Origin of the sequence: Kitasatospora sp. NPDC089797 (assembly GCF_040684795.1) — a bacterium.
Taxonomy (GTDB): domain Bacteria; phylum Actinomycetota; class Actinomycetes; order Streptomycetales; family Streptomycetaceae; genus Kitasatospora.
The window spans coordinates 200,161-211,800 of the sequence record NZ_JBFBGS010000008.1 but is presented as its reverse complement, the minus strand read 5'-3'; the positions used below and the strand labels follow the sequence as shown (position 1 = coordinate 211,800).

The following is an 11,640-nucleotide window of genomic DNA, read 5'->3' as shown; positions in this document are numbered from 1 at the left end:
CCCGCAGCACCCACCCCCGTACCCGCCCCCGGCGTCACCCACCCTCCCGAAAGCCCCCACCCCCACAGAAGCCCCGCGCAGCGGCCCCCACCCCCCGAACACACCCCCCGGTAAGCCCCCGTTCAGCCGCTTCCTCCCCCCACAATCCGGGAAAGAGAAGGTGAACGGGTACCGGGACACCCCGTTCAGGGAGGCTACGACCATGCCGTCAAGCCAGGAGCTGGAAGCCGCAGTACGGCCGGACGGCCCCCCGCAAGGCGTCGAACCACCACGCCCGGGCCGCCCCCACCCCCTCGGCGCCCGCTTCCGGACGGACCGCCCCGGCGCCCCCGGCACCAACTTCGCCCTCTGGGCGGCCGGCGCCGAAGCCGTCGACCTGTGCCTGTTCGACGAGGACGGCCATGAGCACCGCCACCGCCTCACCGAGCAGGACGTCCAGGTCTGGCACGGCTTCCTCCCCGGCGTGCGTCCCGGCACCCGCTACGGCTTCCGGGTGCACGGCCGCTGGGACCCGTGGACCGGCGCCCGCTGGAACCCGGCGAAGCTGCTGCTCGACCCGTACGCCCGCGCCGTCGACGGCTGTTACACCTCCCACGACGCGGCCTGCTCGGCCGTCCGCAACTGGCCGGAGGCGGACGTCGCCGACACCGTCCGGGACAACCGCGACTCCGCGCCCTACGTGCCCAGATCCGTGGTCGTCCACGATGACGACGACTGGTACGACGACCACCGCCCGAAGACCCCCTGGTCCGAGACCGTCCTCTACGAACTGCACGTCCGCGGCTTCACCATGCGCCACCCCGACGTCCCGCCGCCGCTGCGCGGCACCTACGCCGGCCTGGCCCACCCCGCCGCGATCGCCCACCTGACCCGCCTGGGCGTCACCGCCGTCGAACTGCTGCCCGTGCACCAGTACGCCAGCGAGGACCACCTCCAGGCCCGCGGCCTGGTCAACTACTGGGGCTACAACACGATCGGCTACTTCGCCCCGCATGCCGGCTACTCCGCCTCGGGCTCCCGCGGCGGCCAGGTCGGCGAGTTCAAGCGGATGGTCCGCGCCCTGCACGCCGCCGGGATCGAGGTGATCCTCGACGTGGTGTTCAACCACACCGCCGAGGGCGCCGAGCTCGGCCCGGCGCTGTCGCTGCGCGGCATCGACAACGCCGCCTACTACCGCCTCGCCCCGCACCGCCCGCGCGGCTACGCCGACTACACCGGCTGCGGCAACACCCTGGACACCCGCCGCCCCCAGGTGGTCCGGCTGATCACCGACTCGCTGCGCTACTGGGTCACCGAGATGGGTGTGGACGGCTTCCGCTTCGACCTCGCGGCCGCCCTGGTCCGGAGCACCGACGGCGTCGACATGGACCACCCCTTCCTCGCCGCGGTCTCCCAGGACCCGCTGCTCAGCCGGGTGAAGCTGATCGCCGAGCCCTGGGACGTCGGCCCGGGCGGCTACCGGGTCGGCGGCTTCCCCGCGCCGTGGGCCGAGTGGAACGACCGCTACCGCGACACCGTACGGGACTTCTGGCGCGGCGCCCGCCCGGACGTGCGCGAGCTCGGCTACCGCCTGGCCGGGTCCTCGGACCTCTACCAGCACAACGGCCGCCGCCCCCACGCCTCGGTCAACTACGTGACGGCGCACGACGGTTTCACCCTGCGCGACCTGGTCTCCTACGACCGCAAGCACAACGAGCCGAACGGCGAGGCCAATCGGGACGGCACCGACGACAACCGCTCCTGGAACCACGGCGTCGAGGGCGAGACCACCGACCCGGAGGTGAACGCCCTGCGGCTGCGCCAACTGCGCAACCTGATGGCCACCCTGCTGCTCTCCGCCGGCGTCCCGATGATCACCGCGGGCGACGAACTCGGCCGCACCCAGGACGGCAACAACAACGCCTACTGCCAGGACGGCGAGGTCAGTTGGCTGGACTGGTCGCTGCTGGAGCAGCCCGGCTGGCGGGAGCTGTGCGCGCTCACCGCCCGGCTGGTCCGGCTGCGCCGGGCCCACCCGGTGCTGCGTCGGCGGGCGTTCTTCTCCGGGCGGGCGGCCACCCCCGGCGGACAGCCGGACCTGGCCTGGTTCACCCCGCTCGGCAAGGAGATGACCGAGGCGGACTGGTACGCCCCGACGGCCTGCCTCGGCATGCTGCTGTCCGGCGCCGCGATGTCCGAACGGGACGACGCCGGACGCCCGTTGACCGACGACAGCTTCCTGCTGCTGCTCAACTCCGGCTCCGAACCGGCCCTGTTCACCCTGCCCGGCGAGCCCTGGGCGGAGCCGGAGGCCGGGTACGAGACGGTGCTGGACACGGCCGCCGCGGGCACCGGCGAGCCGTACCCGCAGGGCGCGGTGGTCCTGGGCGGGCGCTCGCTGCAACTGCTGCGCGCCCCCGCCCGGCCCTGACGGCCCCGGCCGCGGACGTACCCGACCCCGGCCGCGGGCGTGCCCGACCTCAGCCGCGGGCGTGCCCGGCCTCAGCCGCGGACCCACCCGGCCTCAGCCGCGGGCGTGCCCGACCTCGACGTTCTCCAGCACGCCGATCGCGTCCGGCACCAGCACCGCCGCCGAGTAGTAGGCGCTGACCAGGTAGCCGGCGATCGCCTTCTCGTCGATGCCCATGAAGCGGACGTTCAGGCCCGGCTCGATCTCGTCCGGGATGCCGACCTGGGTGAGGCCGACCACGCCCTGGTTGTCCTCGCCGACGCGCATCGCGAGGAAGGAGGTGGTCTGGTCGGCGGCCACCGGGATCTTGCCGCAGCTGAAGATCGGCACCCCGCGCCAGGTCGGCCGCTGCTTGCCGAGCACGTCGACGGTGCCCGGGTAGATGCCGCGCCGGTTGCACTCCCGCTCGAAGGCGGCGATGGCCCGCGGGTGGGCGAACAGGTAGTCGGTGTCACGGCGCATGGCGAGCAGCTCGTCCAGGTCGTCCGGGGTGGGGGCACCCGAGTGGGTCTGGATCCGCTGGTCGAAGTCGGCGTTGCTGAGCAGCCCGAACTCCGGGTTGTTGATGAGCTCGTGCTCCTGCCGCTCGCGCAGCGCCTCGACGGTCAGCCGCAGCTGCTCCTCGGTCTGGTTCATCGGCTGGTTGTAGAGGTCGGCAACCCGGGTGTGCACCCGGAGGACGGTCTGCGCGACGCTCAACTCGTATTCGCGCGGCTCCAGTTCGTAGTCCACGAAGGCCCCGGGCAGTTCGTGCTCGCCCCGGTGGCCGGCCGAGAGGTCGATCTCCGCCTCGCCGTGGGCGTTCTGCGCCTGGGCGGCATCGGTGGCGAACCCCAGCAACTGCTCGCGCAGGCTCGCCGAACGGTCGACCAGCTCCTGCAGCCGAGCCGCGTTCAAGGCCATCGCGACGCCGGCGGTGGCCGCCTTCACGGTGTACGGCCAGGTGCCGGCCGGCTCCGTGATCACCTCGTCGCCGATGTGGTCCCCGTCCGCGAGGGTGCCGAGCACGGCCTGCTCGCCGTACTTGCCGGTACCGATCCGGTCGACCTTGCCGTGCGCGATCAGGAACACCTCGTCGATCGGCGTCCCCTCCTGCACCAGCACGTCGCCCGCGACGAAGTCCCGCTGCACGAACCGGCGGGCCAGCTCGGCCAGCACCTCCTGGTCGTCGAAACCGCGCAGCGCCGGCACCTCGGCCAGCGAGGGGGCGATCACCGTCACCGCGGAACCGGCCTTGGCGAAGCTCACCCGGCCGCGCCCGGGGGCGTAGCTCAGCCGGCGGTTGACCCGGTACGTACCGGCGCTGACCTGCACCCACGGCAGCATCTTCAGCAGCCAGCGGGAGGTGATCTCCTGCATCTGCGGCTTCGACTTGGTCGTCGTCGCCAGGTTCCGGGCCGCAGTGGTGCTGAGGCTCAGCTGAGCCCGTACCTGCACCGTCGCCGCACCGGGGCCGGGGGTGGGTTCGGCATCGACCGTCATGTCGGCACTCCTGTCACTGGGGTATCCACGGGTATCCGTCAGGAGATGTAATCGGCCGTTCGGCAGGCGCTCGCAAGAGGCGCGCGGCGCACTTCTCCCGGCACGAACGGCCGCGCACGCCCTGCCGTTCACCTCCACCCCGCCCGTCCGGGTGGCCGGTTCTCGCCGGGCGCCACCGACAGGGGCGAAAAACCGGATGAGAAATGACGGCCTGTCCGCCTACCCTCACCGCGATGGCCGAGAACAGACAAGAAGCCGACCGGACGACCGGGAGCCGCCGCTCCGCGGTCCGCTCGCTGCTGCGCCTGTGGCCCTACGCCCGGGCCGTACGCGGCAGACTCGTCGTCTCGGTGACGGCCGCCACGCTCGCCATGCTGAGCACCCTCGCGGTGCCGGTGGTGCTGGGCCGGATCGTCGACGGCCCGCTCGCCCGGCGCGACCTCCACGCCCTCTGGCCGCCGGTCGGCCTGCTGCTGCTCCTCGGGCTGATCGAGGCCGCCCTGTTCTACACCCGCCGGGTGGTCCTGTCCCGCCCGCTGGGCCGGCTGGAGGCGGACATGCGCAACGACCTCTACGCCAAGCTCCAGCGGCTGCCGATCTCCTTCCACGACCGCTGGGGCTCCGGCCAGATGCTCTCCCGGGCGACCACCGACATGAACGCCATGCGGCTGTTCCTGGCCTTCCCCCTGGTGTTCCTGATCGTCAACTCGGTGACCTTCCTGGCCGGGGCCGTCCTGATGTTCACCCAGGACTGGCGGCTCGCGGTGATCGTCCTGCTGCCCGCCGTGCCGCTGACGGTGCTCACCCGGCGCTTCGAGGCCGCCTACTCGCTCGGTGCCCGGCGCGCCCAGGACCAGAACGGCGACCTCGCCACCGTGGTCGAGGAGTCCGTCCTCGGCATCCGCATCCTCAAGGCCTTCGGCCGGCACCGCTCGATGGCCGAGCACTTCCGCGAACAGTCCCGGCTGCTGCGCCGCACCGAGCTCCGCAAGGCCCACCAGCTGGCCGTGATGTCGGCCGTCGCCGTCGGCCTGCCGGAGATCGCGCTCGCCGGTGCCGTGGCCGTCGGCGCCTACCTGGTCGCCCACGACCAGCTGAGCGCCGGCACCCTGGTCGCCTTCCTCTCCACCGCGCTCGCCCTGCGCTGGCCGGTCGAGTCGCTCGGCTGGCTGCTCGCCTACGCCAACGAGGCCGCCACCGCCACCGACCGGTTCTTCGAGGTCATCGACGAGCCGGAACCGGAGGCCCCGGTCACCGCCGCCGCGCCCGGCCGCGCCCCCGACGGGCCCGCCGCCGGCCCGCCGGACGGCATCCGCTTCACCGGCGTCCGCTTCCGCTACCCCGACGCCCCCGAGGACACCCCCGACCTGCTGGCCGGCATCGACCTGCACGTCCGCAGCGGCGAGACGATGGCCCTGGTCGGCGCCACCGGCAGCGGCAAGACCACGCTGACCGCGCTGGTCCCCCGGCTGTACGAGGCGACCGGCGGCCGGATCACCCTGGACGGCCGGGACATCGCCGGGCTGCCCCGGGAGGAGCTGCGCACCCTGGTCTCGGTCGCCTTCGAGGAGCCCACCCTGTTCTCCGCCACCGTCCGGGAGAACGTCCTGATGGGCGCCCCGGACGCGGACGACCGGCAGTTGGCCTCGGCCCTGGCGACCGCCCAGGCCGGCTTCGTCGAGAAGCTCCCGGGCGGGGTGGACACCGAGGTCGGCGAGCAGGGCCTGAGCCTGTCCGGCGGCCAGCGCCAGCGCCTCGCGCTGGCCCGCGCGGTCGTCGGCGACCCGCCCTTCCTGGTCCTGGACGACCCGCTGTCCGCGCTCGACGTGCACACCGAGGCGCTGGTCGAGCGGGCGCTGCGCGAGGTGCTCGGCTCCACCACCGCCCTGGTGGTCGCCCACCGGCCCAGCACCGTGCTGCTCGCCGACCGGGTCGCGGTGCTCTCCGAGGGCCGGATCGAGGCCGTCGGCACCCACCAGGAGCTGCTGCGGGACTGCCCCCGCTACCGCGAACTGATGTCGGGCGACGCCGCCCTCCGGCTCGAGGGGAGCACCGCGTGACCACCACCGTCGAACCCGCCGAGGCCGAGGCCGCCGAACCGGCCGAGGAGGAGCTTCCGCCGTCCCCGACCGACGAGGAGGACATCCCCGTCCCGCCCGGCGCCCCCCGGGCGCTGCTGCGCTCGCTGCTCGGCCCGCACCGGGCCCGGATCGCCGTCGCGATGGGCGTGATCCTGGTCCAGCAGGCCGCCCTGCAGTCCGGCCCGCTGCTGGTCGCGGTGGCGATGGACCGCGGCATCCCCGCGCTGCGCGACCACGACTCCGGCCCGCTGGTCGCGGTGGTGGCCGCCTACCTCTGCTGCGCGCTGCTCAGCCCGGTGCTGCAGTGGGCGTTCACCAAGATCAGCGCCCGGGTGAACCAGGACGTCGTGCTGGAGCTGCGCGGCCGGATCTTCCGGCACGCCCAGCGGCTCAGCCTGGACTTCCACGAGCGCTACACCTCGGGCCGGATCATCTCCCGGGCGACCAGCGACATCGACGCGCTGCGCGAACTGCTCTCCGAGGGCCTCCAGGAGCTGCTGACGGTCCTCCTGTCGGTCTGCTACATCTCGGTGCTGCTGGTGGTGATGGACTGGCGGCTGGGCCTCGCCTCGCTGGTGTCCTTCCTCCCGCTGGCGCTGATCGCCCACTCCTTCCGCACCCGCTCCAGCCGGGTCTACCGCCGCTCGCGCACCGCCGCCGCGTCGATGATCGTCCGCTTCACCGAGACCATGAACGGCATCCGCCCGGTGCAGGCGTTCCGCCGCGAGAAGGCCAACAACACCGCGTTCGCGGTGGTCAGCGGGCAGTCCTCCACGGCCAACGCGGAGGGCTTCCTGGAGCTCGCCCGGTACGTCGGCCTCTCCCGCCTCACCGCCAACATCTGGTTCACCGGCATCGTCCTGCTGGGCGCCTACCTGGTCACCGAGGACGCCCTGGAGCTGGGCGTGCTGACCGCCTTCGCGCTCTACCTGCGCCGCCTGTACGACCCGCTCGACCACCTGGCGATGTTCCTGAACAGCTACCAGTCCGCCGCCGCGGCGCTGGAGAAGATCTCCGGCCTGCTCGCCCACGAGCCGACCGTCACCGAGCCCGCCGAGCCGGTGGCCCTGCCCGAGGCCGCCCACAAGGGCCGCGAGGTCTCCTTCGAGGGGACCCGCTTCGCCTACCGCACCGGCAGGGAGGTGCTGCCGCCCTTCGACCTGCTGATCCCGGCCGGGCAGACGGTCGCGGTGGTCGGCGCGACCGGTGCCGGCAAGTCGACGGTCGCCAAGCTGCTGGCCCGGTTCTACGACCCGACCGACGGCCGGATCCGGCTGGACGGCGTGGATCTGCGCGACCTGGCCGCCCCGGAGCTGCGGAGCGGGGTGGTGATGGTGACCCAGGAGTCCTTCCTGTTCTCCGGCACCGTCGCCGAGAACATCGCGATCGGCCGCCCCGACGCCACCCGCGCCGAGGTCGAGCAGGCCGCCCGGGACATCGGCGCGTACGGGTTCATCAGCGCGCTGCCGGACGGCTTCGACACCGACGTGCGCAAGCGCGGCGGCCGGATCTCGGCCGGGCAGCGCCAGTTGGTCGCCTTCGCCCGCGCCCTGCTGGCCGACCCGGCGGTGCTGATCCTGGACGAGGCGACCAGTTCGCTGGACGTGCCCGGCGAGCAGGCCGTGCAGCGGGCGATGCGCACCGTGCTGGCCGGCCGCACGGCGGTGATCATCGCGCACCGGCTGTCCACCGTGGAGATCGCCGACCGGGTGCTGGTGATGGACCAGGGCCGGATCGTCGAGGACGGCTCCCCGGAGCGGTTGATCGGCGGCGAGGGCCGTTTCGCCACCCTGCATCGCGCCTGGCGGGACAGCCTGGTGTAGAACTCCCCCAGCGGCGCCCCTCCGGGGAGCCCCACAGTTGTGCCCGTCCGGGTGCGCCGTCACGCACCCGGGCGGGCCGCCCTCTTCCCCGCGGGGCCGAGGGCCGGTCAGTCCACGGTCACCACGTAGTCGGTGTGCCAGGCGGGCGTCCAGCACTCCTCCTCGGAGGCCGTCACGTCCAGCGTCCCGCCCGGCAGCACCTGCCCGGCGACGGTCGAGGGGTCGATCACCACGGCCGGGTCGATGAAGATCGCGTCCTCGTAGCGCGGCCCGCTCCCGTAGGAGCAGGTCATGGTGCGCGGCCCGGTGGCCGTGCAGTCGTACGGGAGCTTGTCGGTCAGGGTGGTGTGCTCGGGCACGGTGATCGCCACCGAGATCGGCTTCCGCGAGTACGACGGCCCCTGGTTGTACACCCACAGCGGCAGGTTGACGGTCGCCCCGGGCTTGCCGGTGAGGTCGCCCGGCTGCGGCTCCGCCTGCCCGCCCTGGATGGCCGAGGAGGCCCCGGTCGTGAGGTGGATCCGGGTGTCGGCGGTGGTGAAGCTGTACGGGGTGGTGTGGCCGGACTGGTCCGGGTCACCGGCGTAGTACACCTGGACGTCGCCGTTGATCGTCTGGAACGGCAGGGTGATCGGCGCGACGTACAGCTCCAGCCGCTCGACCGAGCTCGCCCCCGGCGCCAGCCCGGCCGGGATCTTGTACGAGCTGCCGGTGCCGAAGTAGGTCAGGTCGACGGCCGGTTGGGCCGACTTCACCACGCCCGGCGCCGGGAGGTGGACCACCACCAGGGTGTCGTCGGTGGTGGTGGACGGCCCCTGGTTGGTGACCTTCACCACCAGGGCCCCGCTCCTGCCCGGGACCACCGGGCCCGGCGGGTGGATCTCCAGGGAGAGCTGTGCGGTCGCCGGCGGTGCCGGGAGGGGGGCGGCGGCGGCCTGGGCCGGCCCCGCCAGGAGGAGCACGGAGAGCGCGGCCAGAGCGGCCGTGCGGATGGTTCGCATCATGAGCATCACGCTCCCCCCGTGCGACACGCGGGGCAACCGGATGACTGCCGTCCGTAGCACGCCCGGACGGCAGTCATCCGCACCGCGGGTCAGCGCAGCAGCCCCGCGTCCATCCCGGTGGACTCGGCCGGCAGGGCCACCAGCCCCAGTTCGGCGGGCGAGGCCAGCCGCGGATGCGCCGGCAGGACCCGGACGGTGTAGCCGAACGGCCCGGTGCGGCTGAGCTCCAGCGCGCCCTCGTAGCGGGTGCGGCCGTCCAGGTCGGGGCCGCCGACCGGCTTGAGGGCGAGCGCCGCGGCGTCCGAGATGCCGTCCGTCTCGTCCACCCGGCCGGCGACCACCTGCACCTCGACGTCGCCCGGCTCCAGCGACCCGAGCGCGACCTGCACCCGCAGCGCCAGCGAGCTGCCCAGTTCCTGGGCCTCGGCCGGGCAGTCCGCCTCGACGTGCTCGACCCGCACGCCCGGCCAGCCCTCCCGGACCTTGGCCTTCCAGCCCGCCAGCTCCCGGGCGCCGGCGTGCCCGCGCACCGCCAGCTCCCGCTGGGCCAGCGCCGCCGGGGCGTACAGCCGTTCGACGTACTCACGGACCATCCGCCCGGCCAGCACCTTGGGCCCGAGGGTGACCAGGGTGTGCCGGACCATGGCGATCCAGCGGTGCGGCAGCCCGTCGTCGCCCCGGTCGTAGAACCGGCCGGCGACCTGCTCCTCGATCAGGTCGTACAGCGCGGCGGCCTCGATGTCGTCGCGCCGCTCGGCCTCGCTGCTCTCCGGGTCGAGCACCCCGGCGCCCTCGTCGGCGGTGGGGATCGCCCAGCCGTTCTGGCCGTCGAACCACTCGTCCCACCAGCCGTCCAGGACGGACAGGTTGAGGCAGCCGTTGAGGGCGGCCTTCATCCCGGAGGTGCCGCAGGCCTCCAGCGGGCGCAGCGGGTTGTTCAGCCAGACGTCGCAGCCCGGGTAGAGGTGCTGGGCCATCGCCATGTCGTAGTCCGGCAGGAAGACGATCCGGTGGCGCACCGCCGGGTCGTCGGCGAAGGCGACCATCTGCTGGATCAGCCGCTTGCCGCCGTCGTCGGCCGGGTGGGCCTTGCCGGCGACCACGATCTGCACCGGCCGGGTCGGGTGCAGCAGCAGGGCGCGCAGCCGCTCCGGGTCGCGCAGCATCAGGGTGAGCCGCTTGTACGAGGGCACCCGGCGGGCGAAGCCGATGGTGAGCACGTCGGGGTCGAGCACCGAGGAGACCCAGCCGAGTTCGGCCTCGCCGGCCCCGCGCTGACGCCAGGAGGCGCGCAGCCGGCGGCGGGCCTCGTCGACCAGTTGGGCGCGCAGGCTGCGCCGCAGGTCCCAGATCTCGGTGTTGCCGATCCGCTCCAGACCGGTCCAGCGCTTGGTCTCGCCGGTGGTCATCGCCTCCTCGGCGCGTTCGGCGCCGATCTCGGCGGCGCCCAGGCGCACCACGGCCGGGTCGATCCAGGTGGCGGCGTGCACCCCGTTGGTGACCGAGGTGATCGGCACCTCGGCGGGGTCGAAGCCGGGCCACAGGCCGTTGAACATCGACCGGCTGACCTCGCCGTGCAGGGTGGAGACCCCGTTGGCGCGCTGGGCGAGCCGCAGGCCCATCGCCGCCATGTTGAAGAGCTTCGGGTCCCCGTCGCGCCAGGTCTCGGCGCCGAGCGCGAGCACCGACTCGACCGGGACGCCGGGCAGCGCGACGTCGCCGCCGAAGTGGCGGGCGACCAGCTCCCGGTCGAAGCGGTCGATGCCGGCCGGGACGGGCGTGTGGGTGGTGAACAGGGTGCCGGCCCGGACGGATTCCAGGGCGGCGGCGAAGTCCAGCCCGGCCGTACCGTCGGCGACCAGTTCGCGGATCCGCTCGACGCCGAGGAAGCCGGCGTGGCCCTCGTTGGTGTGGAAGACCTCGGGGGCGGGGTGCCCGGTGAGCCGGCAGTAGGCGCGCACGGCCCGGACCCCGCCGATGCCGAGCAGCATCTCCTGGAGCAGCCGGTGTTCGCTGCCGCCGCCGTAGAGCCGGTCGGTGACGTCCCGCTCGGCGGGCGAGTTGGCCTCGATGTCGGAGTCGAGCAGCAGCAGCGGGACCCGCCCGACCTGGGCCCGCCAGATGTGCGCGGCCAGGGTCCGGCCGCCGGGCAGCAGGAGGTCGACCCGGCTCGGGGTGCCGTCGGCCTCCCGGAGCAGGCTGACGGCCAGTTCGTCCGGGTCCAGCAGGGGGTAGCGCTCCTGCTGCCAGCCGGCCCGGTCGAGGGACTGCCGGAAGTAGCCGTGCCGGTAGAACAGGCCGACGCCGATGATCGGGACGCCGAGGTCGCTGGCGGCCTTGAGGTGGTCGCCGGCCAGGATGCCCAGTCCGCCGGAGTACTGGGGCAGCGCGGCGGCGATGCCGTACTCGGGCGAGAAGTAGGCGACGGCGGCGGGCGGCGGGGTGGCCCCGTCGTCCGGTCGGGCCTGGTACCAGCGCGGGCCGGTGAGGTACTCGCGCAGGTCGTCGGCGAGGTCGCCGAGTCTGCGCAGGAACCGCCGGTCGGCGGCGAGTGCGGCGAGCCGGGCGGCCGGGACCTCCCCGAGCAGCCGCACCGGGTCCTCGCCGGTCGCGGCCCAGACCTCCGGGTCCACGGACCGGAAGAGGTCCCTGGTCTCGGGGTGCCAGGACCAGCGCAGGTTGAGGGCCAGCTCGTGCAACGGCTGGAGTTGTTCGGGCAGGACGGTGCGGACGGTGAATCTGCGGATTGCCTTCACAGCGGTGAAGCGTAGCCTCGACGCTCGGCCCGACAGTGGGTCAAG

General features: G+C 73.5%; 6 protein-coding genes. 3 read left to right on the top strand and 3 right to left on the bottom strand.

Features of this window, described 5'->3' with window-relative positions:
* Positions 1-202 precede the first annotated feature (202 nt).
* A complete protein-coding gene (glgX, locus tag AB0O91_RS08995; RefSeq protein ID WP_363429461.1) occupies positions 203-2,410 on the top strand; it encodes a glycogen debranching protein GlgX in 2,208 nt (735 codons plus the stop codon).
* Between the two features lie 93 nt (positions 2,411-2,503).
* Here the strand turns inward: glgX and AB0O91_RS08990 are convergent, their stop codons facing one another.
* Positions 2,504-3,931, bottom strand: a complete 1,428-nt coding sequence (locus AB0O91_RS08990) for a family 2B encapsulin nanocompartment shell protein (RefSeq protein ID WP_363429459.1) — start codon at positions 3,929-3,931, stop codon at positions 2,504-2,506.
* Positions 3,932-4,164: 233 nt separating this feature from the next.
* On the opposite strand from AB0O91_RS08990, the gene AB0O91_RS08985 reads away from it, so the two are divergent.
* Both AB0O91_RS08985 and AB0O91_RS08980 read left to right on the top strand, forming a co-directional pair.
* Positions 4,165-5,991, top strand: a complete 1,827-nt coding sequence (locus AB0O91_RS08985; protein ID WP_363429457.1) for an ABC transporter ATP-binding protein — start codon at positions 4,165-4,167, stop codon at positions 5,989-5,991.
* Positions 5,988-7,835 carry an ABC transporter ATP-binding protein gene (locus AB0O91_RS08980; RefSeq protein WP_363429455.1) on the top strand — a complete coding sequence of 616 codons (1,848 nt, stop codon included), beginning with the start codon at positions 5,988-5,990 and terminating at the stop codon, positions 7,833-7,835. Before AB0O91_RS08985 ends, AB0O91_RS08980 begins: the two co-directional genes overlap by 4 nt.
* Before the next feature lie 107 nt (positions 7,836-7,942).
* Here the strand turns inward: AB0O91_RS08980 and AB0O91_RS08975 are convergent, their stop codons facing one another.
* Positions 7,943-8,839, bottom strand: a complete 897-nt coding sequence (locus tag AB0O91_RS08975; RefSeq protein WP_363429453.1) for a hypothetical protein — start codon at positions 8,837-8,839, stop codon at positions 7,943-7,945.
* An 89-nt stretch (positions 8,840-8,928) separates the two neighbouring features.
* A complete protein-coding gene (gene glgP / locus AB0O91_RS08970) occupies positions 8,929-11,595 on the bottom strand; it encodes an alpha-glucan family phosphorylase (protein WP_363429451.1) in 2,667 nt (888 codons plus the stop codon).
* Between the last annotated feature and the right edge of the window lie 45 nt (positions 11,596-11,640).

Bases quoted from the DNA above. Each gene is read 5' to 3' on its own strand.
- glgX (WP_363429461.1), top strand. From the start codon at position 203: ATGCCGTCAAGCCAGGAGCTGGAAGCCGCAGTACGGCCGGACGGCCCC.
- AB0O91_RS08990 (WP_363429459.1), bottom strand. From the start codon at position 3,931: ATGACGGTCGATGCCGAACCCACCCCCGGCCCCGGTGCGGCGACGGTG.
- AB0O91_RS08985 (WP_363429457.1), top strand. From the start codon at position 4,165: ATGGCCGAGAACAGACAAGAAGCCGACCGGACGACCGGGAGCCGCCGC.
- AB0O91_RS08975 (WP_363429453.1), bottom strand. From the start codon at position 8,839: ATGATGCGAACCATCCGCACGGCCGCTCTGGCCGCGCTCTCCGTGCTC.